At 70.7% G+C, this 24,407-nt stretch carries 23 protein-coding genes and 1 pseudogene; 4 read left to right on the top strand and 20 right to left on the bottom strand.

Translation table 11 applies throughout. The annotated features are described in order from the left end of the window. Nucleotides 1-62 precede the first annotated feature (62 nt). From PKD06_RS12300 to hrpB, 3 genes are all read right to left on the bottom strand, one after another. Nucleotides 63-1,238 (bottom strand): phosphoserine transaminase, encoded by a 1,176-nt coding sequence (locus tag PKD06_RS12300; protein ID WP_324380478.1) that lies wholly within the window; start codon nucleotides 1,236-1,238, stop codon nucleotides 63-65. Between the two features lie 92 nt (nucleotides 1,239-1,330). Continuing rightward, nucleotides 1,331-1,807, bottom strand: coding sequence for a methylated-DNA--[protein]-cysteine S-methyltransferase (locus PKD06_RS12295; protein ID WP_324380476.1), 477 nt, complete (start codon nucleotides 1,805-1,807; stop codon nucleotides 1,331-1,333). Between the two features lie 36 nt (nucleotides 1,808-1,843). Then, on the bottom strand, nucleotides 1,844-4,300 hold the full coding sequence (gene hrpB / locus PKD06_RS12290; protein ID WP_324380475.1) for an ATP-dependent helicase HrpB: 2,457 nt from the start codon (nucleotides 4,298-4,300) through the stop codon (nucleotides 1,844-1,846). Nucleotides 4,301-4,385: 85 nt separating this feature from the next. Between hrpB and PKD06_RS12285 the strand changes: the two genes are divergently transcribed. Further along, nucleotides 4,386-4,757 carry a hypothetical protein gene (locus PKD06_RS12285; RefSeq protein WP_324380474.1) on the top strand — a complete coding sequence of 124 codons (372 nt, stop codon included), beginning with the start codon at nucleotides 4,386-4,388 and terminating at the stop codon, nucleotides 4,755-4,757. Between the two features lie 51 nt (nucleotides 4,758-4,808). On the opposite strand, the gene PKD06_RS12280 is transcribed toward PKD06_RS12285, so the two are convergent. Together PKD06_RS12280 and PKD06_RS12275 are read right to left on the bottom strand one after the other, a co-directional pair. Then, complete coding sequence (locus PKD06_RS12280) at nucleotides 4,809-5,672, bottom strand: prephenate dehydratase (protein WP_324380473.1); 864 nt, start codon at nucleotides 5,670-5,672, stop codon at nucleotides 4,809-4,811. Between the two features lie 16 nt (nucleotides 5,673-5,688). Further along, nucleotides 5,689-6,390: a 3-deoxy-manno-octulosonate cytidylyltransferase gene (locus PKD06_RS12275; protein WP_324380477.1), complete on the bottom strand. Its 702-nt coding sequence runs from the start codon at nucleotides 6,388-6,390 to the stop codon at nucleotides 5,689-5,691. A 228-nt stretch (nucleotides 6,391-6,618) separates the two neighbouring features. Between PKD06_RS12275 and PKD06_RS12270 the strand changes: the two genes are divergently transcribed. Continuing rightward, nucleotides 6,619-7,209 carry a cytochrome c family protein gene (locus PKD06_RS12270; RefSeq protein ID WP_324380472.1) on the top strand — a complete coding sequence of 197 codons (591 nt, stop codon included), beginning with the start codon at nucleotides 6,619-6,621 and terminating at the stop codon, nucleotides 7,207-7,209. A gap of 39 nt (nucleotides 7,210-7,248) precedes the next feature. On the opposite strand, the gene PKD06_RS12265 is transcribed toward PKD06_RS12270, so the two are convergent. From PKD06_RS12265 to PKD06_RS12255, 3 genes are all read right to left on the bottom strand, one after another. Then, on the bottom strand, nucleotides 7,249-8,337 hold the full coding sequence (locus PKD06_RS12265) for a D-TA family PLP-dependent enzyme (RefSeq protein ID WP_324380471.1): 1,089 nt from the start codon (nucleotides 8,335-8,337) through the stop codon (nucleotides 7,249-7,251). A 114-nt stretch (nucleotides 8,338-8,451) separates the two neighbouring features. Next, complete coding sequence (locus PKD06_RS12260) at nucleotides 8,452-9,885, bottom strand: NAD-dependent succinate-semialdehyde dehydrogenase (protein ID WP_324380470.1); 1,434 nt, start codon at nucleotides 9,883-9,885, stop codon at nucleotides 8,452-8,454. Between the two features lie 84 nt (nucleotides 9,886-9,969). Continuing rightward, nucleotides 9,970-11,010, bottom strand: a complete 1,041-nt coding sequence (locus PKD06_RS12255) for a putative sulfate exporter family transporter (protein WP_324380469.1) — start codon at nucleotides 11,008-11,010, stop codon at nucleotides 9,970-9,972. Nucleotides 11,011-11,199: 189 nt separating this feature from the next. Between PKD06_RS12255 and PKD06_RS12250 the strand changes: the two genes are divergently transcribed. Further along, nucleotides 11,200-12,666, top strand: coding sequence for a CHAD domain-containing protein (locus PKD06_RS12250; protein WP_324380468.1), 1,467 nt, complete (start codon nucleotides 11,200-11,202; stop codon nucleotides 12,664-12,666). Nucleotides 12,667-12,694: 28 nt separating this feature from the next. On the opposite strand, the gene PKD06_RS12245 is transcribed toward PKD06_RS12250, so the two are convergent. From PKD06_RS12245 to PKD06_RS12195, 11 genes are all read right to left on the bottom strand, one after another. Beyond that, a complete protein-coding gene (locus tag PKD06_RS12245; protein WP_324380467.1) occupies nucleotides 12,695-13,411 on the bottom strand; it encodes an outer membrane protein in 717 nt (238 codons plus the stop codon). Between the two features lie 83 nt (nucleotides 13,412-13,494). Beyond that, nucleotides 13,495-14,319, bottom strand: coding sequence for a uroporphyrinogen-III synthase (locus PKD06_RS12240; protein WP_324380466.1), 825 nt, complete (start codon nucleotides 14,317-14,319; stop codon nucleotides 13,495-13,497). 85 nt (nucleotides 14,320-14,404) lie between these two features. After that, a complete protein-coding gene (locus PKD06_RS12235; protein ID WP_324380465.1) occupies nucleotides 14,405-15,424 on the bottom strand; it encodes a biotin-dependent carboxyltransferase family protein in 1,020 nt (339 codons plus the stop codon). Next, nucleotides 15,421-16,128, bottom strand: a complete 708-nt coding sequence (pxpB, locus tag PKD06_RS12230; protein ID WP_324380464.1) for a 5-oxoprolinase subunit PxpB — start codon at nucleotides 16,126-16,128, stop codon at nucleotides 15,421-15,423. Before pxpB ends, PKD06_RS12235 begins: the two co-directional genes overlap by 4 nt. Nucleotides 16,129-16,185: 57 nt before the next feature. Next, nucleotides 16,186-16,893 (bottom strand): glycoside hydrolase domain-containing protein, encoded by a 708-nt coding sequence (locus PKD06_RS12225; protein WP_324380463.1) that lies wholly within the window; start codon nucleotides 16,891-16,893, stop codon nucleotides 16,186-16,188. A 171-nt stretch (nucleotides 16,894-17,064) separates the two neighbouring features. Then, a complete protein-coding gene (locus PKD06_RS12220; protein WP_324380462.1) occupies nucleotides 17,065-18,192 on the bottom strand; it encodes a toll/interleukin-1 receptor domain-containing protein in 1,128 nt (375 codons plus the stop codon). A 197-nt stretch (nucleotides 18,193-18,389) separates the two neighbouring features. Continuing rightward, nucleotides 18,390-19,406: an ABC transporter substrate-binding protein gene (locus PKD06_RS12215; RefSeq protein WP_324380461.1), complete on the bottom strand. Its 1,017-nt coding sequence runs from the start codon at nucleotides 19,404-19,406 to the stop codon at nucleotides 18,390-18,392. A 64-nt stretch (nucleotides 19,407-19,470) separates the two neighbouring features. Further along, nucleotides 19,471-20,262, bottom strand: coding sequence for an ABC transporter permease (locus tag PKD06_RS12210; protein WP_324380460.1), 792 nt, complete (start codon nucleotides 20,260-20,262; stop codon nucleotides 19,471-19,473). Nucleotides 20,263-20,302: 40 nt separating this feature from the next. After that, entirely contained in the window at nucleotides 20,303-21,118 is an 816-nt protein-coding gene (locus PKD06_RS12205) for an ABC transporter ATP-binding protein (protein WP_324380459.1), read from the bottom strand. Nucleotides 21,119-21,185: 67 nt separating this feature from the next. Continuing rightward, complete coding sequence (locus tag PKD06_RS12200) at nucleotides 21,186-21,938, bottom strand: FkbM family methyltransferase (RefSeq protein WP_324380458.1); 753 nt, start codon at nucleotides 21,936-21,938, stop codon at nucleotides 21,186-21,188. Between the two features lie 88 nt (nucleotides 21,939-22,026). Continuing rightward, nucleotides 22,027-22,920 carry a WcbI family polysaccharide biosynthesis putative acetyltransferase gene (locus PKD06_RS12195; protein ID WP_324380457.1) on the bottom strand — a complete coding sequence of 298 codons (894 nt, stop codon included), beginning with the start codon at nucleotides 22,918-22,920 and terminating at the stop codon, nucleotides 22,027-22,029. Between the two features lie 118 nt (nucleotides 22,921-23,038). Between PKD06_RS12195 and PKD06_RS12190 the strand changes: the two genes are divergently transcribed. After that, nucleotides 23,039-24,079 carry a GSCFA domain-containing protein gene (locus PKD06_RS12190; RefSeq protein ID WP_324380456.1) on the top strand — a complete coding sequence of 347 codons (1,041 nt, stop codon included), beginning with the start codon at nucleotides 23,039-23,041 and terminating at the stop codon, nucleotides 24,077-24,079. Nucleotides 24,080-24,123: 44 nt separating this feature from the next. Here the strand turns inward: PKD06_RS12190 and PKD06_RS12185 are convergent. Further along, nucleotides 24,124-24,407 (bottom strand): annotated as a pseudogene (locus PKD06_RS12185) (ketol-acid reductoisomerase); the annotation flags it as partial.

Genomic DNA, 24,407 nt, shown 5'->3' with positions numbered 1-24,407 from the left:
ACCCGGCTCGGCCTTCGGCCGAGTCCGCCCTCCCCACCGCAAGCGGGGGGAGGGTGGGGCGGTTACGCCGCCTTCTGTGCGAGCTTCGCCTTCTCCGCGGCATAGGCCCAGTCGAGCCAGGCGGTGAGGGCCGCGACGTCGGCGGTCTCGACCGTCGCTCCGCACCAGACGCGCAGGCCGGGCGGGGCGTCGCGATAGGCGCCGATGTCGTAGGCGACGCCCTCCTTCTCGAGCGCGGCGGCGAGCGCCTTTGAGAAGGCCGAGACGGCGTCCTTGCCGCCGGCCACGATCTCGGGATCGGTCACGACGAGGCAGACGCTGGTATTGGAAGCCGTCGCCGGGTCGCGGGCGAGATTCTCGATCCAGGGCGTCCGCGCGACCCAGTCGAGCAGCGCCCCGGCATTGGCGTTCGAGCGGGCGACGAGACCTTCGACGCCTCCTTGCGCCTTCGCCCAGTGCAGGGCGTCGATATAGTCCTCGACGCAGAGCATGGAGGGCGTGTTGATGGTCTCGCCCTGGAAGATGCCCTCGATGAGCTTGCCGCCCTTGGTCATGCGGAAGATCTTCGGCAGCGGCCAGGCCGGGACGTAGCTCTCCAGCCGCGCCACGGCGCGCGGCGAAAGGATCAGCATGCCGTGCGCGCCCTCGCCGCCCAGCGCCTTCTGCCAGGAATAGGTGACGACATCGAGCTTGTCCCAGTCGAGCCGCTGCGAGAAGGCGGCCGAGGTCGCGTCGCAGATGGTCAGGCCCTCGCGGTCGGCCGCGATCCAGTCGGCATTCGGCACGCGCACGCCCGAGGTCGTGCCGTTCCAGGTGAAGACGACGTCGCGCGTCCTCGTGTCGACCTTGGAGAGGTCGGGCAGGGCGCCATATTCGGCCTTCGTGACCTTCGCGTCGAGCTTGAGCTGCTTGGCGACATCCGTCACCCAGCCCTCGCCGAAGCTCTCCCAGGCCAGCATCTCGACCGGGCGGGCGCCGAGCAGCGACCAGAGCGCCATCTCGACCGCGCCGGTATCGGAGGCCGGGACGATGCCGATGCGGTAATCGGCCGGGACGCCCAGGATTTCGCGCGTCAGGTCGATGGCGAGCTTCAGCTTCGCCTTGCCGATCTTGGCGCGGTGGGACCGGCCGAGCGGCGCATCCTTGAGGGCTTCGGGGGTCCAGCCGGGGCGCTTGGCGCAGGGGCCGGAGGAGAAATGGGGCGAGTTCGGCCGAGCATTCGGCCGGTTTGCGGGCATCGGGGCCATCTATGATCCATCCTTCCAGATGGGCGCCCTTCGGTGGGGAAGGGTCTCCCGCCGCGGCCTATGCGCCCGCGATGGCCCACCGGTCAAGCCGGTTCGGCGGCGTTGCGCTTCTCGAAAGCGAGCAGCCGCTCCTTGGCGTCGAGGCCGCCGGCGAAGCCCGTGAGGCCGCCATCCGTTCCCACCACCCGGTGGCAGGGCACGATGATGGAGATCGGGTTGCGGCCGTTGGCGGCGCCGACGGCCCGGAAGGCGGCGGGCCGGCCGATCTGGCGCGCGAGCGCGGCGTAGCTCCGCGTCTCGCCGAAGGGGATCGTGAGGAGCGCCCGCCAGACGCTTTCCTGGAACTCCGTCCCCGCGAAGGCGAGCGGCAGGTTGAAGACGCGCAGCTCTCCCGCGAAATAGGCGCCGATCTGCCTTTCGGCCTCCCGCAGCACCGGATGGTCCGGAGCCTCGGCGAGGTCTCCGAGGCGGACCCGGTCCGGACGGTCGTTCTCCCACAGGACCGCCACGAGCGCGGCCTCGCGCGCGACGAGCGTCAGCCTCCCGACCGGGGAGGGCATGGTTTTCATCGCGCAGGCCATCGGTTCTCGCCTCCCTCACGTGCCGCGCAGCTTGGCCCGGCGGGTCGGCTCCGCCTGCGCCGGGTCCTCGGGCCAGGGATGTTTCGGATAGCGGCCGCGCAGCTCCGAACGCACGGCCGCCCAGGAGCCGGCCCAGAAGCCCGGCAGGTCGCGCGTGACCTGGATCGGGCGCCCCGCAGGCGAGAGCAGGTGAAGAACGAGCGGAACCCGCCCGCCCGCGATCGCCGGATGGCGCGAGAGGCCGAAAAGCTCCTGCGGCCGGCAGGAAAGGGCGGGGCCGCCCTCAGCGGCGTAGTCGATGGGGATGCGCGAGCCGGTCGGCAGGACGAGATGGGTCGGGGCCTCCTCGTCGAGCCGCTGCGGCAGGGGCCAGGGCAGAAGCGCATGCAGCGCCTCGGAAAGGAGGCCGGGCGGAATCGCGTCGAGGCTCGCGATCCCGGCGAGATGCGGCGCGAGCCATTCCTCCGCCGATCTCCCGAGGGCCTCGTCCGAGAGGTCGGGCCAGGTCTCGCCCTCGCTCGCCCGCAGGAACATGACGCGGTCGCGCCATTGCCGCAGCGCGTCCGACCAGGGCAGCGCGTCGAGGCCGAGCGAGGCGACGGCCTTTGCCAGAATCGCGGCCGCTTCCCCGCTCGCGGGAACGGGCTGCGGGCGCTCCGCGAGGACGAGGGCGCCGAGGCGGCGCAGGCTGCGCGCCCGCAAGGCGCGCGCGGCGCGGTCGAAGACGATCTCCTCGCGCGCCTCGATCCGCTCCCCGGCGACCGCCTCGATCGAGGCAGGGTCGAGGGCGGCGGCGGCCAGGATGCGGGAGGAGGCGGCGGCGCCCGCGATCTCGGCGATGGCGAGCCAGGGCTCGCGGGCGAGGGCGAGATGCGGCTCCATCCGGGCCCCGCGCCCGTTCGCCATCAGGTACTCGCCCGGCGCCCCCCGCGCCCGCGCGATGCGGTCGGGATAGGCATGGGCGAGGAGGCGGCCGAGGGAGACATCCTGCGGCTCCCCGCTTCCGGCGATTCGGGCCCAGCCGGCGGCGAGGCGGCGCGTTTCGGCCGCGCGCCGGGAGTCGTCGCGGCGGAAGCGGTCGAGGCGATGGGCGAGATCGACATCGTCGCCCCCGAGGCCGGGCTCGGCGAGGAGGGCGGCGAGATCGGCCGCGTCCCGTCCCGCCCCGAGCCCGGCTCCGGCGAGCACCATCCGGGCGAGGCGCGGCGGCAGCGGCAGCGCTCGCAGCCGGCTGCCTTCCGCGGTGATCCGGCCCCCGGCATCGAGCGCGCCGAGGTCGCGCAGGAGCGCCCGGGCCTCGGCCAAGGCGGGGCCGGGCGGCCTGTCCAGGAAGGGCAGGGAGGCGGGCTCGGCGACCCCCCATTCGGCGCAGTCGAGGACCAGCGGGGCGAGATCGGCCGAGAGGATCTCGGGCTTCGAGAAGGGCGGGAGCGCGCCCGTCGCCGCCTCCGCCCACATGCGGTAGCAGATGCCCGGCTCGGTGCGGCCGGCGCGTCCGCGCCTCTGGTCGGCCGAGGCGCGCGAGGCGCGGACCGTGACGAGGCGCGTCAGGCCGAGGCCCGGCTCGTAGACCGGAACGCGCGAAAGCCCCGAATCCACCACGACCCGGACGCCCTCGATGGTGAGCGAGGTCTCGGCGATGGAGGTCGCGAGCACGACCTTGCGGCGCCCCGGCGCGGCCGGGCGGATGGCGCGGTCCTGCTCGGTGCGGTCGAGCGCGCCGTAGAGGGGCGCGATGTCGATCGCCGGATCGCGCAGCTTCTCCTCCAGCCGCGCGGCAACGCGTCGGATCTCGGCCGCCCCCGGCAGGAAGCACAGCAGCGAGCCGCTTTCCTCGCGGAGCGCGCGCAGGATCGTGTCGGCTGCCTCCTCTTCGATCCGCCGCGCCGGGTCGCGGTCACGGTAGCGGGTCTCGACGGGAAAGGCGCGGCCTTCGGAGCGGATCACCGGCGCGTTCGCGAGGAGAGCGGCGACGCGCGCGCCGTCGAGCGTCGCGGACATGACGAGAAGGCGCAGATCTTCCCGCAGCCCCGCCTGCGCCTCGATCGCGAGGGCGAGGCCGAAATCGGCGTCGAGGGAGCGCTCGTGGAACTCGTCGAAGAGCACCGCGCCGATGCCGTCGAGCGCCGGATCGTCGAGGATCATGCGGGTGAAGACGCCCTCGGTCACCACCTCGATCCGCGTCCGCGCCGAGACGCGGGTCTCGAGCCTCACGCGCAGACCGACCGTCTCGCCGACCCGCTCCCCGAGCGTCGCCGCCATGCGGGAGGCCGCCGCCCGCGCGGCAAGACGCCGCGGCTCGAGCAGCACGATGCGCCGGTCCGCGAGCCAGCCTTCCTCCAGCAGGGCGAGCGGAACCTTCGTCGTCTTGCCCGCGCCGGGCGGAGCGACGAGCACGGCGCCGGCTCCCTGCGCGAGCGCCGCGCGCAGGGCCGGCAGCGCCTCGTCGATCGGGAGGGAGGGAGCCGCCATCGCCCGCTGATGCACGACGCGCACCCGCCGGCGCAAGCGCGGCGGGCCGCTTCGTGAGCCGGGCCGTCCGTGCTATCGTGCGGGCATGAAACGGATCGCCTTCATGGTCGCCGCGGCGCTGGCGGCCGGCCCGGCATGGGCCCAGAGCCTCGACGGCAGCATCTGGAGCCATATGGCCACCGGCTTGAATTCCGGCTTCGCGGGCGACATCAAATCCGGCTTCCAGTCCGGCTTCGGCCCTCGGGATCGCGGGCGCCATGCCCTGACCCAGGATTTCACGCTCGGCTCGGGAGGGGCGCTTCAGCCGATATTCCCGTTCCGCGGCCAGCCGTCCAATTTCCTTCGCTCGGTTGCGGCGATGGGCCCCTACCAGGACAGCCAGCTCACCTTCGACGGCGGGCCGCAGACCACCCTTGACCCCGGCCTCGCGGCGGGGCCGGCCGGACCGCTGGACTGAAGCGCGGCGAGACCCGCCGGATTTTTCTCCGCCGGAGGCCGGGACCTGCCCTCAGCCGCCTCCCTGGAGGCTCTCCCGGAAGGGATGGGCGGGATAGGTGCCGAGGATGCGGAACTCGCGCGAGAAGAACTGCAACTCCTCCAGCGCCCGCGCGAGGCCGGGTTCCTCGGGATGGCCGTCCACCTCGGCATAGAACTGCGTGGCGGTGAACTGCCCGTCGACCATGTAGGATTCGAGCTTGGTCATGTTGACGCCGTTGGTGGCGAAGCCGCCCAGCGCCTTGTAGAGCGCGGCCGGCAGGTTCCTCACGCGGAAGACGAAGCTCGTGACGGTCGGCCCGTTCCCCGCCGGGGCCGGGGCGGCCTCCCAGGCCGGGGCGGCCTCCCGCGAGAGGATGACGAAGCGCGTCGTGTTGTGGGCCTCGTCCTCGACATCCTCGGCCAGGATGTCGAGGCCATAGACCTCCGCGGCCATGCGGGGGGCGAGGGAGGCGCGCGTCCTGTCGCCCGCATCGCGCACCTCGCGGGCCGAGCCGGCCGTGTCGCCCGCGACCATGGATTTCAGGCCGAGCCGGCGGATGATCTTGCGGCACTGGCCGAGCGCATGGATGTGGCTGTGGACGGTCCGCAATTCCTCGATCCTCGTGCCCGGCAGGGCGAGGAGCTGGAAATGGATCGGCAGGAAATGCTCGCCGACGATGTGGAGGCCCGAGGTCGGCAGGAGATGATGGATGTCGGCGACCCGGCCGGCGATCGAGTTCTCGATCGGGATCATGGCGAGCGCGGCCTGCCCGTCCGAGACGGCCGCGAAGGCGTCCTCGAAGGTCGCGCAGGGCAGGGGCTCGAAATCGGGCCGGGCCTCCTCGCAGGCGATATGCGAATTGGCCCCGGGCTCGCCCTGGAACGAGATTTTCATAAGGAATGGTCCGACTTCAGCTCGACAGGAGGGCGCGGGCGCGGGCGAGGCTTTCGGGATTGTCGACGCCGAAAGGCTCGTCGCCCTCCACGAGGGCGATGTCGATCCGAAGGCCCGCCTCGAGGGCGCGCAACTGCTCCAGCTTCTCGCGCTTCTCGAGCGGGGAGGGCGGGAGCGAGACGAAGCGGGCGAGAGCGGGCCGGCGATAGGCGTAGAGCCCGACATGGTGCAGCAGGGGCCCCGGCCCGTAGGGGGCCGTCGCGCGCGTGAAATAGAGGGCGCGCAGCAGCCCCGGCCCGATCCCGGTTCCGACCGCCTTGACGATGTCGGGATGGGTGCGCTCCTCCTCGCGTGTGATCTCGAAGGCGAGGGTCGCGATGTCCACGGCGGGATCGGCGAGCGGCGCGAGGGCGCGCGCGATGGTTTGCGGGCGGATGGTGGGGAAGTCGCCCTGGACGCCGACGACGACGTCGTGGCGCCCCTCGGGATCGACGATCCCGGCGGCTTCCGCGATGCGGTCGGAGCCCGAGGGATGGTCCTTGCGGGTCATCACCGCGGTTCCGCCCGCCCGGCGCACGGCCTCGGCGACGGCCTCCGAATCGGTCGCCACGGCCACCGGGCCGATGGCCGCCTCGGCCGCGCGGCGGAAGACCTGGACGATCATGGGCACGCCGCCGATCTCGGCGAGCGGCTTGCCGGGCAGGCGGGTCGCCTCCATGCGGGCGGGGATCAGGACGAGAGGGTTCACGGCAGGGTCGATCCGGGGAGGAGACAGCCTCTAGCAACCGGCTTCCGCCTTGTCATGTCGCCGTGCGCGGGGCCGATGCGCAACGAAATGGCGGGCGAGCCATGTGGCGCGTTGTCAAGTGGAGGGAAATGCGGCTAATGCAGCGTGAGCGGGCATTCGCCCGGCTGGTTTCGGCGACGAGCGAATACAGGATCTCACATGGCCTCGGACGACGCCACGGATACGGGCTATCTCGGCAAGCTGTCGGGAGGCGATCCGCTCTTCTGGAACAAGCTCTCGGGCGGGATCCTCAGCGCCGGCCTGCTCGCCGTGGGCCTGTCGGTGATCTCCTCCCTCGTCTTCGCGCCGAAGAAGCCCCTCGTCCCCGGCTATGATCTTCCTCTGCCCGAGGCGAGCGGGGGAGCCGCGGCCTCCGCCCCGGCCGCGGTCGAGCCTCTGGCTGTGCGCCTTGCGGCGGCCGATCCCGCCAAGGGCCAGGCTTCGGCCAAGAAGTGCCTCGCCTGCCACATGTTCGACAAGGGCGGCCCGAACAAGATCGGCCCCAACCTCTACGGCGTCGTCGGCCACGACAAGGGCACGCATGCGGGCTTCAACTACTCGGCCGGCATGAAGGGCAAGGGCGGCCAGTGGACCTTCGAGGATCTCGACCACTTCATCGAGAATCCGAAAGCCTTCGTGCCGGGCACGATCATGGCCTTCGCGGGCGTGCCCAATCCGCAGGAGCGCGCCAATATCCTCGCCTATCTGAGGTCGCTGTCGGACAGCCCGGTCGATTTCCCGAAGCCCTGAGCGGAGCTTTTCCGCGCTCCGCAGGGCGAGGTTCGTATTCTAGCTGATCCGGCCCCGGGCCTCGACGGCGATCTCGCCCGTGATCTTCCCGCCGCGCGTCGTGACCAGACGGTCCATCAGGTTCACCACGACGCAGACGTGGTTCGGGACGATGCTCACCACCTCGCCGACCTGCGGCAGGCTCGGGCAGCGCGAGAGGTCGAGGAAGCCGTGCTCCTCGGCGAAAGCGTGGATCCGCGCCTGCGGATATTCGAGGATCAGCCCGAAGCCGTCGAGCTTGCCGGTATCCGAGGACAGCGTCTTCGAGCCGGCATCGAGGATGCCGCGCGCCGGGCCTCCGCGGCTGACCACCGTCGAGACGACGGTGAGCGCGCAATCCTCGAGCGTCGCGACGCCGGCCGCCATCATCATCCGGTCGTTGAAGACATAGGTCCCGGCGCGGTGCTCGGTCGTCCCCGCGATCCGGCCGAGATCGTGCAAGTTGGGCGTGCCGCCCGTCGAGACGATCCGGGGCGCGAGGCCGAGCGAGCGGGCGCCTGCGCTCGCCTCGTCGAGAAAGGCTTGGGCCGCCTCGACGCCGCTCTCCGGCGGATAGAGAAGGAAGCCCGCGAAGTCGAGATTGCCGGCCGCCTTGATCGCTTCCATGAGGGCTGTGGCCTCGGCCGGGGTCTCGACGCCGGCGCGCTTGCGGCCCGTATCGCATTCGATGACGATCGGGAGCGTTCGGCCTGCCTGCGCCGCGGCCTGCGAGACGGCGGCGACCGTGACCGGGTTGTCGGCCGCGACGATCGGCTCGGCACGCCCGGCGAGGCGCGCGAGGCGCCCTACCTTCTCCTCGCCGAGGATATTGTAGCTGATCAGGATGTCCCGGAAGCCGGCCTCGGCGAAGATCTCGGCCTCGCCGAGCTTCTGGCAGGTGATGCCGCGCGCCCCGGCCGCCTGCTGCATCCGGGCGATGACGGGGCTCTTATGCGTCTTGACGTGAGGGCGGGCGGCGATGCCCGCCTCCTGGCATCGCTCCTGGAAGCGCGCGATGTTGCGCTCGACCCGGTCGAGATCGATCACCGCGCAGGGCGTGCCGATCTCCCTGGCGATGGTCTGGGCGAGCGAGGGGGAGGGAGAGGTCATGCTGGCGGGTTCCGGGCGCAGCCCCGTTGAACGCGCAGCGCGCCGATCTGGCAATCCCCCACGCCCTGCTTCTCCCCGCTCGCGGGGAGAGGCTTTTCGGGGAGAGGTTTTTCCTCAGGAGCGGGACTGGGTGACGAATTTCGAGTTCAGATAAGCCTCGATGGCCTCCGATCCGCCCTCGCTGCCATAGCCCGAATCCTTGATGCCGCCGAAGGGCACTTCCGGCAGGGCGAGGCCGAGATGGTTGATCGAGATCATCCCCGATTCGACCCGCGAAGCGACATGCTCGGCGCGACTCGTCGAGCGCGTATAGGCGTAGGCCGCAAGCCCGAAGGGCAGCCGGTTCGCTTCCGAGAGCGCCTCGTCGTCGTCCGAGAAGCCGTTGATCGAGGCGATCGGGCCGAAGGGCTCCTCGTTCATGATCCGCGCCGAAAGGGGCACGTTGGTGATCACGGTCGGCTCGAAGAAATAGCCCTGGTTGCCGATGCGGCTGCCGCCCGCCCGCAGCTCCGCCCCGGCGGCGGTCGCGTCCTGGACGAAGCCCTCCACGGCGCCGACGCGGCGATCATGGGCGAGGGGGCCCATCTTCGTCTCCGGGTCGAGGCCGTTGCCGACCTTCAGCGTCTTCGCCGCGGCGACGAACTTGTCGGTGAACTCGTCGAGCACCGAATCGTGCACGAGGAAGCGGGTCGGGGATACGCAGACCTGGCCGGCATTGCGGAACTTGTGGCCGACGAGGAGCGTCACCGCCTTGTCGACGTCGGCATCCTCGAAGACGATCACCGGCGCGTGGCCGCCGAGCTCCATGGTGACGCGCTTCATGTGCAGGCCGGCGAGCCCGGCAAGCTGCTTGCCGATCGCGGTCGAGCCCGTGAAGGTGACCTTGCGGATGACCGGGTGCGGGATGAGGTAGTTCGAGACCTCCGCCGGAATGCCGAAGACGAGGCCGACGACGTCGCCCGGAACGCCGGCATCGAGATAGCACTGGATCAGCGCCGCGCAGCTCGCGGGCGTCTCCTCGGGGCCCTTCAGGATCACCGAGCAGCCCGTCGCGAGCGAGGCGGAGACCTTGCGGACGGCCTGGTTGATCGGGAAGTTCCAGGGCGTGAAGGCCGCGACCGGGCCTACCGGCTCACGGATCACGAGCTGCATGACGCCGTCGGCGCGGGCGGGAATGACCCGGCCATAGGCGCGGCGCGCCTCCTCGGCGAACCATTCGATGACGTCGGCGGCGGCGCCGGCCTCCATCCTGGCCTCGGCCAGGGGTTTGCCCTGCTCGAGGGTGAGGATGCGCGCGGTCTCCTCGACGCGCTCGCGCATCAGCGCGGCCGCCTTGCGCAGGACCTTGGCGCGGTCATAGGCCGAGACGGCCTTCCAGGTCTTGAAGCCGCGCTCCGCCGCCGCGAGCGCCTCGTCGAGATCGGCCTGCCCGGCCTTCGGGACCCGCCCGATCTCCTCGCCGGTCGCGGGGTTCATGACGGGCAGCGTCTCGCCGGATCTCGCACCGCGCCACTCGCCGGCGATGTGGAGACGGATTTCAGGATACATCGTGCTTGGCTCCAGGGATCGATGACGCGGCTCTACCTCATTCGGACGGCCGCGGCCAAGGCGGAAGGCGGCAGGGCAGGGATGTCAGGGCACGCCGAGAACGCGCAGCAGGAGGAGGCTGATGGCGATGAGCAGAAGCAGCGAGCCCGTGACCGCCGCGACGACGGAAGGCCCGACCTTGCCCAGCACCCGCACATCCACCCCGAGCCCCAGGGCGGCCATGGAGAGGATGGTCAGGATCCGCGAGAGCGTTCGGATCGGCTCGACCAGGATGTCCGGGACGAGGCCGAGGGAGCGCAGGACGGCCAGGAGCAGGAAGCCGACGATGAACCAGGGGACGAGCCGCGCCAGGCCGGGCTTGCGGACGGCATCGACCTCTTGTCCCGTGAAGCGGGGCCCGAGCACCGTCATGGCGATGACGACCGGCCCCAGCATCAGGACGCGGACGAGCTTCACCAGCGTTCCGATCTGCGTCGCGACGGTCCCCACGGGCACGGTCGCGGCCAGGACCTGCGGCACCGCATAGACCGTGAGCCCCGCGACGACGCCGTATTGCGATTCCGTCAGGCTCATGAGCGGCACGAGCAGGGGCAGGCCGAGCACCACGATCACCCCCAGCACCGCCGTGAAGGCGACGGAGGAGGCGATCTCGTCCGAGCGCGCGCCGATGACGGGCGCGACCGCCGCAATGGCCGAGTTGCCGCAGATCGAGTTGCCGCAGGCGATGAGGACCGCGAGGCGCGGCGGCAGGGACAGGAGGCGGCCGATGCCGTAGCTCGCGAGGATGGTCACGGCGACCGTCGCGGCGATGCCGACGAGCAGGCCCGCCCCCGCCGCCACGATCAGCCGGACCGAGATCGAGGCGCCGAGCAGCATGACGGCGACTTCGAGCAACTGCTTGGCCGAATAGGCGATGCCGTCGCGCCAGCGCTCGTCCGGCACCCAGAAGCTGCGCAGCAGCGTGCCGATGAGGATGGCGAGGACCAGCGCCTCGACATAGGGATGGCCGAAGATCGTCTCCTCGATCCATTGCAGCGCCTGCGCCGCAACGGTGACCGCCCCGCAGAGAAGGATGCCCGGCGCGAGGCGCGTGAAGGATGGAAGACGCATCGAACGCAGGCGCATAGCGGGCGCGTGCCGGGTGGTCGAGGAAAATCTCCTGCCCCTCCTGATCGGAAGGGAAGAAAATTGCCCGTGGGGCCGGCGGGGGATGACAGGGAGCGTTTCACCCGATCGCCCTATCCCCCGTATCCGGCCGTTTGACAGCGGGCCGTTCTCCGGGCGACGATCGGCCATCGCCTGGAGAACGCGGTGATGGCCGCTCCCCGCGAGATCGAGCTGAAGCTCGAACTCGACCCCCTTCGCGCAGCCGGGGCGCGGCGGCAGATCCGCCGGCTGCCCGATCTGCGCGCCGAGGGCGAGACGCGGCGCCTCGTCTCGGCGATCTTCGACAGCGGCGACCACGCCCTGCGCAGGGGCGGGCTCGTGCTGCGCATCCGCCGCGACGGCGAAAGCCGCATCCAGACGCTGAAGGCCGCGGGCGCCGGCATGCTGATCGAGCGGTCCGAATGGGAGAGCGAGGTGGGGCGGGACGAGCCCGATCCCGCGCTGATCCCCGATCCCGCCTTGCGCGCGCGGGTCGAGGCCGCCGGGAGCCTCGCCCCGGTCCTCGAGACGGATTTCGAGCGAACCCTCTGGCATGTGAGGCGCCAGGGCTCGGATGTCGAGGTGGCGCTCGACCTGGGCAGGATCCGGGCGGGCGGCCGGGAGGTGCCGATCGGGGAGATCGAGCTGGAGCTGAAATCGGGCTCGGCGGCGGTCTTGTTCGCCCTCGGCCGGGAGATCGTCTCGGCCGTGCCGGCGCGGCTGGGCCTGCAATCGAAATCCGAGCGCGGCTATGCCCTGCTCGACGCGGCTCAGCCCGCCAAGGCGGAGCCTTTCCTCGTCGGCCGCAAGATGAGGGCGGGCGCCGCCTTCCAGGCGATCGTGCGCACCTGCCTGCGCCATTATTGCCTCAACGAGCCCGGCATCCTCGCCCGGCAGGTCGAGCCGCTGCACAAGGCACGCGTCGCGATCCGGCGGCTGCGGAGCTGCTGGAAGCTGCACAAGGCGCTGCTCGCCGATGCGGAGGCCGCGCGGCTCGGGCGGGAATTGCGCGCCCTGTCGCGCAGCCTCGGCACGGCCCGCAACCTCGACGTCCATCTCGAGCGGATCGCCGCGGAGGGCGCGCCGGACGAGCTGCGCGCGGCGATCGCCGCCGACCGCGAGCGGGCCTATGACCGCCTCGCGAGGCAATTGCGGTCGAAGCGCAACCGCCTGCTGCTCCTCGACGTGATGGCCTATGCCGAGACGGGCGCATGGCTGCGCGATCCGGCGCGGCGCAGGGCGCGCGAGCGAAAGGTCTCCTCCTTTGCCACGAAGATCCTGCGCCGACACTGGAAGAAGCTGCGCAAGGCGGGGCGCGACCTCGCCGGACAGACGCCGCAGGCGCGCCACCGGGTGCGGATCGACGGCAAGGTTCTGCGCTATGCGGCGGAATTCTTCGCCGGGGCGTTCGCGGGCCGCAAGGCGGACGGGCGGCGGCGGAAGATGCTCGAGGCGCTCGCCGAGATGCAGACGCATCTCGGCGACCTCAACGACATCGAGACGGCCGCGGCCTACGAGGCGGCTTTCCGCAGAAGCGGGGACATGCCCGGGCAGGACGCCCGGAAGGCCGCGCTCCTCGCCTCCGCCCAGGCGGCTCACGACCGCATCGCGCGGGGCGAGCCTTTCTGGAGGTGAGGGGGCTCCGCCGGTTTCCCTCGCCGCGTCAGAACTTGTAGCTGACGCCGGCGCGGGCGGTATGAGTGTCGATGTTCACGCTGGCGATGCCCCCGGCCGGGATCGATACGCTCTGGCGGCCGTAATCGGCATAGAGATATTCGCCGCGCAGGGCGATGTTCGGCGTCACCATGTATTCGACGCCGGCGCCGACCGTATAGCCCGCCACCCATTTGTTGTTGGTGGCGGTCCAGACGGAGACCGGGGTCGCGAGGTCCGCCTGGAAGTTGAGATCGGCGAAGGCGAGGCCGCCTGTGCCGTAGATCATCCAGTTGTCCTGGGTATAGCCGAGCCGTCCGCGAACGGAGCCTGCGCCCCCGAGGGAGGCGCGGCTCGACAGGACGCCGGCTCCGGCGGCGACCGAGGGTCCCCTCGTATTGGCATCGGCATAGCCCAGATCGGCCTCGGCGCCGAGCACGATGTTCGGCGAGACCTGGTAGTTGTAGCCGACATGGCCGCCTGCCGCGACGGAGTTGCGCGTCTTGCCCGTGATCTCGACCGAGTTCATGACCGGGTCGAAATTGGTGCCGCGCCAGCCGAGATTGGCGCCGACATAGAAGCCGGTCCAGGCGAAGGTGGTGAAGACGGGGGGCGCGGCGTAATCCACCGGGGGCGCCCCGCGCCGATAGGGGAGGTCGGCGGCGATCGCGGAGGTCGCCAGGACGAGCGCCGCCGCGCTCGACGCGAAATACGCAAACTTGGTCATTGGACTGGTCCCGAACGCAACAAGGGTCAGGTGACTTGGATTAGACCCAACCCGTTTCCAGTCTGTAAACCGTGACGCCCCGCTCAGCCCGGGGCGCCCTTCCCGAAGAGGCGGCCCATCGCCGCGATCATGGGCTTCAGGTGGAAATTCTCCTCGGGCGCGACGGCGACGGTCCAGCCCGCTTCCGCGACAGCCTCCGCGACGACCGGGCCGATGGCCGCGATCCGCACGACCCGCATCGCCTGTTCCAGGGCCTCCGCGCGGCCCTGGCTCGCCGCCGCCTCGCGCAGGCGCCTGACCTGGGGCCGCGAGGTGAAGGCGATGAGATCGACGCGGCCCGCCGCCATCTCGTCGATCATGGCGGCGACGCGCCGGTCCTCCTCGTGCGAGGCATAGCGATAGGCGAGGACGCGATCGACGCTCGCGCCCTTGGACGCCAGGAAGAGGTCCATCTGCTCGCCCTGGCCGGGATAGGCTTGCATGCCGAAGCGGCGGCCGGCGAGGTCGAGCGGGGCGAGGGCCTCGACGAGGCCCGCCGTCGTCGGCTCCGCGGCCGAGAGGTCCGGGCCGAGCCCGAGGCTGCGCAGCGCCTTCACGGGCTTGGGGCCGCGCACGATCTTGCGCGCCCGCCCGAGCCCCGCCACGACCTCCGCCGCGAGGCCGGCGCGCTCCGCGATCGCCATCAGCCGCCGCAGCCCCTCGCCGGTGAAGAGGATCACGTCGTCGAAGGCGCCCTGCGCGAGGCGCCGCAGCCAGGATTCGGCCGGGGCCGGATCCTCGAGGTCGAGGATCGTGACGAGGGGGCAGCGGATCGCCGTCCCGCCCTGCCGCTCGATCATGCCGGCGAACAGATCCAGTTCCCGGCTCTCGGGAATGACGATCCTGCATCCTGCGAGGCCGCCCGCCATGCCGCTTGCTCCCGTCTAGAGCATGATCCGAAAAAGTGGATACCGGTTTTTCGAAAAGATCATGCTCAAACAAAAGGATAGATCGTCATCTGTCCGCCAGGGCGTCCTGCGCCTCGCCGGCGAGGTTGAGGGCGAGCAGTTCCTCGACGGTCGGCAGGCCGTCGCGCCAGGGCCTGCGGCGCGCGGGCAGGTCCGCGATCGCCGCCTCGCGGGCGAGGAGCAGAGCCTGCGCCTCCTCCACGCTCACGGCCGCGAAGCGGACGGGCGCGCCCGGGCGGCGCTGGGCGAGCCGGCCCCGGTCGACGGTCAGGACCGTGGCGATCTTCGGATAGCCGCCCGTCGTCTGGTGGTCGGACATCATCACGATGGGAAGGCCCGAGCCGGGCACCTGGACCGAGCCCGCGACGAGGCCGTCCGAGACGATGTTGTAGCCGCGCAGATGCTCGATGGGCGAGCCCGCGAGCCGGTATCCCATCCGGTCCGCCTCCTCCGAGACGGTGTAGCCCTGCCCGAGGAACGCCTTGACGGCATGGGGCGGGAAGAGATCGTCCTGCGGCCCGAGCACGACCCGGATCGGATCGTCGTCGGGCGCCCAGGGAGGGAGGTCGTGCTCGGGGCCGGCCGGATCGTCGGCGCAGCGCAGGGGCATGCGGTCGCCGGCCTGGAAGGCGCGGCCGTGCCATCCGCCGATCCGGGCCCGCGGCTGGAGCGAGACGCTTCCCATCTGCGCCGGCACGTCGAAGCCGCCGGCCACGGCGAGATAGGCGTAGATGCCGGCCCCGGCGGCGGCGATCGTGACGGTCGCGTCCTCGGGAACGGTGCAGGAGGCCGAGGGCGGGAGCGGCCGGCCGTCCACCTGCACCGCCATGGCCGCCCCGGCGAGCGCGATCCGGGCCGGGCCGCCGACGACCTGGAAGGTCATGCCGGCGAGCATCAATTCGACGGCGCCCTCGCCCGGCGCGTTGCCGACGAGGGCGTTCGCCTCGGCGAGGGACAGGGCGTCCATGGCGCCGGAGCGGGAGATCCCGGTCCTGCCGACGCCGATGCGGCCGGTATCCTGCAAGCTCGTCATCGGCCCGCAGGCTTTGATCAGGAAAGCGGTCATGCCACGGCCTCCGCAATGATCGCCCCTGCCTCGGCCTCGCGTTCGAGCCGCGCGAAATCGGCCTCGCCGATGCGCCGGAAGCGCACCCCGTCCCCCGGCCGGATGAGCACGGCCGGATCGCGCGCCGGCTCGAAATTGCGCATCGGCGTACGGCCGAGGAGATGCCAGCCGGATGGCGCCGCAAGGGAGGCGACGAGCGCCTGGATACCGCCGACCGAGATGGAGCCGGCGGGAGTCCGCAGGCGCGGCGAGACCCGCCGCGGCGTCGCGATGGAAGGGTCGAGCCCCCCGAGATAGGCGAAGCCCGGCAGGAAGCCGATCATGTAGACGCGATAGGTCGGCGCCATGTGCCGCCGCACCAGCTCGTCGGGAGTGATGGCATGGGTCGCGGCGGTCGCCTCGAGATCGACGCCGTGCTCGCCCCCGTAGCAGACCGGCACCTCCCAGACGGTGCCGGTCGCCTCCTCCCCCGTCAGGCCCGCGGACAGCTCGATCATCGTGCGGCCGAGCTCTGCGAATCCCACGATCCGCGGGTCGTAGACCACGAGCAGGGAGCGGTAGGTGGGGATCGTCTCGACGATGCCGGGCAGCCCTGCCGCCTTGCGGTCCAGCTCGAGGACGCGGGCATTGAGGGCCGGGTCGATGGCCTCGCCGAACTCGACCGTGAGAGCCTGGTCTCCGGCGGGGAGGATGCGCGGTCTCATGGTGTCGGTCATGGGGAAAGTTCTAGACCATGGCGCGGAAAAGGGGAGCCCGATCCGTCACCTGAACTGGCCGAAATCCGCCCCCGGCGAGGAGGGGAAGTTGAAATCCACCGCGCGGCCCCCGCAGGTCTCGGGCAAGGCCTGGCGCAGGCGCCAGCTCCTGCGGTCGGCGAGGCGTTCGGCATAGCCGGGCCAGCTCCGGGCATTGGCCAGCCAGCAGAGGTCGGCCAGTCCCTCCTCCGCCATGGCCCGGCACATATATCCGCCGCCATAGATGCCGATCCGGTATCCCGCGGCGCGGATGGCCGGTGCCGCCTCCCGGAAATAGGCTCGCACCAGGGGCCGCTCGCGCTCGCCCCAGGGGCCGTCCACGCCAAAATAGACGGCGCTGCCGCCCGGCTGTGCATTCTCACGCGCGAGGTCGAGCGCGCGCGCGGCATCGGCGGCGCCCCGCTCCGGGGTGAAGGTCGGGAGGCGGTCGTTGCGGTGCTGGAACACGACGAGGAGCCGGAAGCCCGAACCTGCGATCAGGTCCCGCTCGGGCGCCCGCAGCGTCTTGCCGGGCAGCGTCTCGTCCTCGTGGTCGTAATAGCGGATGATGGTCGAGACGCCGATTTCCTTCATCCTGGCGAGGAAGGGGGCCGTCGTGATGGCCGAGGTATCGGCCGCGACCGCCCCCGATTTCGGCCGGCAATGGCGGGCCTCGGCGAGGCCGGGCATCAGAAGCAGGAGGGAAAGAGCGAGGGCACGGGGGATCGGGATCATGGGGCCTTTCCGCAACCTGTCATTCCCGGCGGCCCGAAGGGCCGGGAAGGGAATCCAGGGGGGCTCGCTTGCGGCTCTGGATCCCCTTCCCCTCCGCTTCGCTCCGGCCGGGGATGACAGGGGAGAGCTTCGAGCGTCTCGAATCCATCGGCCGGGTCGATGACGGCATGGTCAGATCGTGATGAGCTGGGCCTCGCCGTCCTCGACGGCGCGCTTCAGGAGGGCGCGGTAGCGCGCGTGGCGGGGATCGGCGGGCGTCACGTCGCCGAGCGTCTCGTCCTCGAGATTCTCCTGCTTCACGAAGACGATGGGCGCCGCGACCGGCACGTAGAGCGCGCCCGAGATGTTGTGCAGCGTCGAGACGATGCCGCGCATCACGTTGTCCTCGTCGAGGAGCGAGAGGGTGATCGAGCGCAGCCAGCCGTCCTGGCCGGAGACGAAATAGAGATGGTTGGAAGGGTTCGGAATCCAGATGCGGCCATGCTGGGTGTGGCGCGAATCGGCCCGCGCCTTCTCGGCGAAGACGAGGCCCCCGCCGGCATCGTCCCAGCTCACGTCCACGAGATAGGTGTAGATGTTGGCGGGCTGCTTGAAGGCCGGCCGCATCACCAGATAGGTGCCGGGATAATGCGAGAGCGAGGAGCGGGCATAGCCGCCCCATTGCGCCGGCGCCCGGTCGCGCGAGGAGGGAGGCTCGCGCCCTTCGAGCACGTAGTCCAGGCGGTTGCGCCCGTAATCGCGGGCGGCGGGGCGGGGCGCGGCCTCGGGCCGGCCCGTCCAGGCCGGCGCGGGCTCCCCGTCCTCTTCCTCCGGAGAAGGAGAGGGCTCCTTCCTCATGCCGATCACGCTGCGCTCGATCTCGCGGATCAGGCGGTCGGCGTGATGGTCGAAATCCTCTCCCGGATCGATCCGGCAGCCGTGCCGGAAAAGGAGGCTCTGGATCGAGGCCGGGACCTGGTCGGGCGCGGGCATGCGGGTCGGGCCGACAAGGACGGGAATGATCGGCACGCCCTGGCGCAGCGCGATCTCGATCTCGATGCGGACGGGATCGCTTTCGTCGAGGATGCGGGCGCGTCCCCCGCGGATCGAGCCGCGCCAGGCCCGGCCGATCACGGCGATCAGCACGCCGCATTGGCGAAACGCCTCCTCCACCTGGAGACGGAAATCGCTGCCCGGCGAGATGCTGTCGATGTCCCGGAAGACCCGGTCGCGGCCGAAATGGGCCGAGAGCCTGTCGAACAGGCGTCCGGTGATCGCCTGGGAATCGTCCCGGCGGTAGGAGAGCGCGATCGTCTGCATCTGGCGGGCGGTGGCTTCCTGCTGCGGGGCCTATCCTAGAGCATGTTCCGTTCCCACGGAAACGAAACATGCTCTAGGTTGTTGTTTTCGCATGCTGTTTTCGGAAAACCGGATTCCACTTTTCGCTGACGCGGACCTCCGGTTCCGCAGCATGCTCTAGCCGCCCCGCCGCCGGGATGTCATGGGCCGGGATCGGCTCAACTCCCCGCGGCCTTCACGAAGCGGTCGTCGAAGGTGGCGGCGAGGTCGATCTTGGCGTCGGCGAGAGCGGGATCGAGCCGGCGCAGCATGTCGAGCACGCTTTCCATGCCGGAGAGCGGGATGATGCCGGTGCGCGAATAGCTCTCCAGAGAGTTCTTCACCGCCCGCAGGTAGAGCGGCTTGTCGCCGAGATGGTATTCGGGCGGCACGAGGTCGGCCACCTGCTCGGGCGTCGCCGAGGCGAGCCATTTCAGCGCCTTCACATGCGCATTGACGATGCGCTGCATCGTGTTGGGATGGGAGGCGATGAAGTCGTGCTTCGCGTAGACCACGGCGGCGGGGTTCGAGCCGCCGAAGAGAGCCTTGGTGCCGGCCTCGGTGCGGGTGTCGATCATGATCTGGATGTCGCCGTCCCCGTCGAGCTTGGAGATGACCGGGTCGAGATGGGAGATCACCTCGATCTCGCCCTTCTTCACGGCGGCGACCGCGCCCGCGCCGCCGCCGATTCCGATGAAGGCGGCATCGGTGGGCTTCAGCCCCGACTTGACCATGGCGTATTGGGCGGTGATCGCGGTCGAGGAGCCGGGCGCCGTCACGCCGATCTTGCGGCCCTTGAAATCGGCCGGAGACTTGATCTCGCCGGCAAGCGATTTCTTCACCGCGATGACGATGGCGGGGAAGCGGCCCAGCTCGCAGACGGCCTGGATCTTCTGATTCTTGGCCTGCATGCGGATCGTGTGCTCGTAGGCCCCGGTCACGACGTCGACCGAGCCGCCGATGAGCGATTGCAGCGATTTCGCGCCGCCCCCGAAATCGTTGATCTCGACGTCGAGCCCCTCCTCCTTGAAGAGGCCCTTCCGCTCGGCCACCGTGAGCGGGAGATAGTAGAGGAGCGGCTTGCCGCCGACGCCGAGCCTGACGCTCGTCTTCTCCGGCGCGCCGCCCTTCTGGGCGAAAGCCGGTCCGGCGAAGCCCAAGGCGGCGACGCCGCCGAGAAATGTCCTGCGTTCCATGGGGTGATCCTCCGAGATCCGTGGCCGCGTTCTCGCAAAGACGGGCCGGGGGCGCAACGCGGCCTCAGGTTTTCACCGTCCCGCCGGGGCCCGGGCGCCAGACGAGAAGGCGGTTCTCGATCATCGTGACGACCGAATCGATCAGGATGACGAAGATGGTCAGGATCACCATCCCGGCGAAGACGCCGGTCACGTCGAAGACGCTTTCGGCCTCCTGGATCTTGTAGCCGAGCCCGGCCGAGGCGCCGAGATATTCGCCCACCACGGCGCCGACCAGCGCGAAGCCGACCGCGGTGTGGAGCGAGGCGAAGGTCCAGGTCAGGGCGGCCGGCCAATAGACGTGGCGCAGGAGCTGGCGCTCGTTCATGCCGAGCATGCGGGCATTGGCGAGCACGGTGGGGGAGACCTCGCGCACGCCCTGGTAGACCGCGAAGAAGACGATGAAGAAGACGAGGGTGAAGCCGAGCGCCACCTTCGACCAGATGCCGAGGCCGAACCAGAGCGCGAAGATCGGCGCCAGCACGACGCGCGGCAGGGCGTTCGCGGCCTTGATGTAGGGATCGAAGATCGCGGCCAGGATCTCGCGCCGCGCGAAGAGGAAGCCGACCAGGATGCCGGCGCCCGCGCCGAGCACGAAGGCGAGGATCGTCTCCTCCAGCGTGATGAGCAGATGACGCCAGATCTCGGGCGAGCCGAATTCCCGGATCACGCGCGCGATGACGTCGAGGGGCGTCGAGAAGAAGAACTGCACGTTCTTCACGTCGTCGAAGATCGGCACCGTGGTCAGGATGTGCCAGACGAGGAGCCCGACGAGCGCGACGCCGACCTGCGCGGCGAGAAGCTGGACGCGGTTCATGCGCGGTCACCCTGTCTGCGGGCGGGAAGGGGGAGAGTCGTCATCCGGCCTCTCCGAAGGCGTAGGCTTTCTGGACCTCGACCCGCAGGCGCGCCCAGATCTCCTTGTGGATGCGGTGGAATTCGGGGTCGAGGCGGATTTCCGAGGTGTCGCGGGGCCGGGCGAGGCCGACCTTGAAATCGCCGATGATGGTGGCGGCGGGGCCCGCCGACATCACGACCACGCGGTCGGAGAGGGCGATGGCTTCTTCGAGGTCGTGGGTGACGAACATCACCGCCTTCCTGTCCTGCGCCCAGAGGTCGAGCAGCAGGTTGCCCATGATCTGGCGCGTCATGGCGTCGAGCGGGCCGAAGGGCTCGTCCATGAGCAGGATCTCGGGATTGCGGATCAGCATCTGGGCGAGGGCGACGCGCTTCCTCTGCCCGCCCGACATCATGTGCGGATAGGAATTCACGAAGGTCTTGAGCCCGACCCGCGCGAGCCATTCGTCGGCCCGCCGCAAGGCCTCGGCGCGCGCCACCCGCTTCGGCTCGAGCGCCACGGCGACGTTGTCGCGGGCGGTCTTCCAGGGCATCAGCGCATCCGCCTGGAAGAGATAGCCGGCGCGGGCATTGAGGCCCGGGAGGGGCTTGCCGAAGATCCCGACCGTGCCCGCGCTCGGCACGAGCAGGCCCGCCGCGGCGTTGAGCAGGGTGGATTTGCCGCAGCCCGTCGGGCCGACGATCGAGACGAATTCGCCCGCCCGGACCGCGAGATCGGCGTCGCGCACGGCCTGATAGGTCTTCCCCCCCGCGAGGGCGAAGGTGATGGCGACGCCGGCCAGCGAGACCGCGGGGGCGGTGTCCGCATTCGACATGAAGGGCGCATCTCCCGGCTGAAACGGTTTTCCGTGCCATAGACGCTCCCGCCGGCCGGCGGAAGCGTCAGGGACGCCGGAAGAGCCAGGTCTCCCGTTCGGGCTCGCGCAGCAGCGCCTCCGGCGCGGTGCCGGCCTCGCGGGGGCCTTCGTCGTCGATGCGGAAGGCGCGCCAGCCGGCGAAGGGCTCCAGCGCCTCGCGCAAGAGCGGCAGCACGTCCCGGACGCCGCTCTCGCGCAGGATCGCAGGATGAAAGGAGACCAGGATCACAGGATCCGGGGTGCCCAGCAGCGGGCCGAGATGGGGCAGGAGCGCGTATTCCGCCCCTTCGATGTCGATCTTGACGACGAGGGGGCGCGCGGGTTCGAGCCGCCGGGCCAGCATGGCGGGGGTGAGCGCCGCGGCGCTCCAGGAGGCGGGTCCGCCGGCCAGCAGCGTGCTGGACATCGAATCCCCCGGCTTGCGGCGCGCGCCGAGCCTGACCGTTCCGGCATGCGGAGCGACCGCGGCGGCGATCAGCTCGATCCGCGGCGCAAGTCCCGGATTGGCCGCGAGGTTGCGCTCGAATTGCGCCCGCGCGGCGGGATCGGCCTCCACCGCGACGACCCGCGCCCCGCGCGCGGCGGCCATGAGCGAGAGCGGCCCGACCCAGGCGCCGAGATCGAGGAAGGTGACGCCGGTTTCGAGGAGGGGCGCGAGCGCCGCCAGCGTGCCGGGCTCCCAATGCCCCCGCGCCACCTTGTCCCAGAAGGTCGGCTGGTCGTCCGCGACCGCGATCTCGCACCCTTCGAGCCGGACCCGGCGAGGATCGGTGCTCATGGCGCGCTCCGTCTGGCGGGGCCGGCAGGCGCCGCCGGCGAGGCTGCGAGAATGACGGGTAGCGTGAGGGTCGCCGGCATGATTCGGCTCAGCCGAGGGCCTTGGCCAGAAGCTCCTCGCGGAGCGCGGCGTCGGCCCGCCAGGCCGCGACGCGGGCGCAGTGGAAGCGCTCCAGCCGGAAGCGATGATAGGCCGCGAAGCTCGCTTCCAGAAAGACGTCGAGGCCGAGGCTGCGCGGGCCGCCGCGGCCGCCCGCCAGGAACACGGCGCTGCCCGGCACGCCGTAGCGCTCCGCGACGGGGGGATAGACCGGCCAGCTTCCCTGGGGCAGCAATTCGTCGGCCAGGACGGCGTCGAGATCCGCCTCCGCGGCGGCGAGGCCGAGCCTCGCCGCGACTCCGCGCGCGAGATCGGCCGTCACATAGGTCTTCTGGTGGTTCACCGAATGCATGAAGGCCCCCCGGCGCGCCCAGCGCATCAGATCGGCCCCGAGGTCCCAGCCCGCAAGGCGGCCGGCCTCCAGAAGCCCCTTGGCCGAGGGGTCCCAGAGATCGAGATAGCCGAGGCGGCGATAGACGGCGGCATCGAAGAGCCTGCCGGTCTGGGCGGGGCTCAGCCCCTCCAGGAAGCCGAAGGCCGCCAGGGCGGAGTGATAGTCGCCCACGGGACCGCGCAGCAGGCTCAACTCGCCGGGCTTCTCGAAAATATAGACGAGGTCCGGGTGGAAGGCGGCGAAGAGCAGGACCGGCACCTCTACCGCGCCGGTCTCGGCCTTCAGCTCCTCGAAGCCGGTTCCGTCCCGGAACCGGCCGCCGAAGCGGCTCGAGACGACGAAATCGGGGGTCCCGAGACGGGCGGCGACCTGCCGGGCGCCCTCGTGGCGGCGCCCGGCCTGCCAGAAGGTCGTGAAGGAGATCTCGGCCTCGGGCAGGAGGAGGCGGAGCGCCGAGGACAGGGCGCGCATCTGGCAATTGCCGAGCACCGTGATCCGGGGTGTCCCGCGCGGGGGGCGGGGCTCGGGTGGCCGCCTCCGCCCGAGGCGTCTAAGGGAGGCCGGCAGACGGTTCGCCGCCGAGGGGAAGAGATCGCGGAAGGTCGTGATGGCGCAGCACCCTTACGAGTCCCTACCGGCGGAGCGATATTGGCGCAAGGCGGTGGCCTCCGTCCCGCCCTTCGCGCTGGACCCGACCCGCCCCGACGCCTTCCGCCTGACGCGCCAGGAGCGCATCGCCACGGCCGGAAGCTGCTTCGCCCAGCAGGTCGCGCGCGCCCTGCGCCAGGCCGGCTACAATTACTACGTGGCCGAGCCGCCCCCGCCCCGGATCGATCCGGCCCAGGCCGAGCAGGAGGGCAATTTCTCGGCCCGCTACGGCAATATCTATACGACGCGCCATCTCGCGCAGCTTCTCGACCGGGCCTTCGGGCGCTTCGCGCCCTCGCTCGGGGCCTGGAAGAGGGAGGACGGGCGCTTCGTCGATCCCTTTCGCCCGCGCATCGAGCCGGACGGCTTCGCGAGCCCGGAAGAGGTCGAGGCGGATCGCCGCCGCCATCTCGAGGCGGTCCGCCGGCTGTTCACGGAACTGGACACGCTCGTCTTCACGCTCGGGCTGACGGAGGGCTTCGTCGACAGGACGGACGGGGCGGCGCTGCCGCTGCCGCCGGGCGTCGCGGGAGGCGAGTACGAGGCGGATCGCTACGCCTTCGTGAACGCGACCGTCGGCGAGATGGTCTCCGACCTGTGCCGCTTCCTCGACGGGCTGCGGGAGGTCAATCCATCCTCGCGCATCGTGCTGACGGTCTCGCCGGTGCCGATCATCGCCACGCTGGAGGATCGGCACGTCCTCGTCTCGAGCACCTTCACCAAATCCGCCCTGCGGGTGGTGGCCGACGAGGTCTGCCGGGCGCGGCCGGGGGTCTTCTACTTCCCCTCCTACGAGGTGGTGACGGCGCCCTCGACCGCCGGACGCTATTACGCGGACAACATGCGCGCGATCACCGAGGCCGGCATACGCCACGTCACGCGCCTCTTCCTGGCCCATGCGGAAGGGGAGGCGCCGCCTCCGCCGCCCTCGCTCGACCTCGCCTTGGAAAGCGAGGCCGCGGCCGGGGTGATCTGCGACGAGGAGATGCTGGACGGGTGAAAGCGGTGGCCGCCGGCCGAGGCCGGCGGCCACTTTGAGCCGTCTTAGTTCTTGGCCTTGTCGACCAGCGCCTTCTCCTTGATCCAGGGCATCATGGAGCGCAGGCGCTCGCCGACCTGCTCGATCGGGTGGGCGTTGTTCCTGGCGCGCGTCGCCTTGAAGGAGGTCTGGTTGACCTTGTTCTCCAGCATCCAGTTGCGGGTGAAGGTGCCCGACTGGATGTCGGTCAGGACGCGCTTCATCTCGGCCTTGGTCTCGGGCGTGATGATGCGGGGGCCGGTGACGTATTCGCCGTATTCGGCCGTGTTCGAGATCGAGTAGTTCATGT

The organism is Enterovirga sp. (assembly GCF_035325185.1).
GTDB lineage: Bacteria > Pseudomonadota > Alphaproteobacteria > Rhizobiales > Beijerinckiaceae > Enterovirga.
This window is presented reverse-complemented; position numbering and strand designations above follow the sequence as displayed.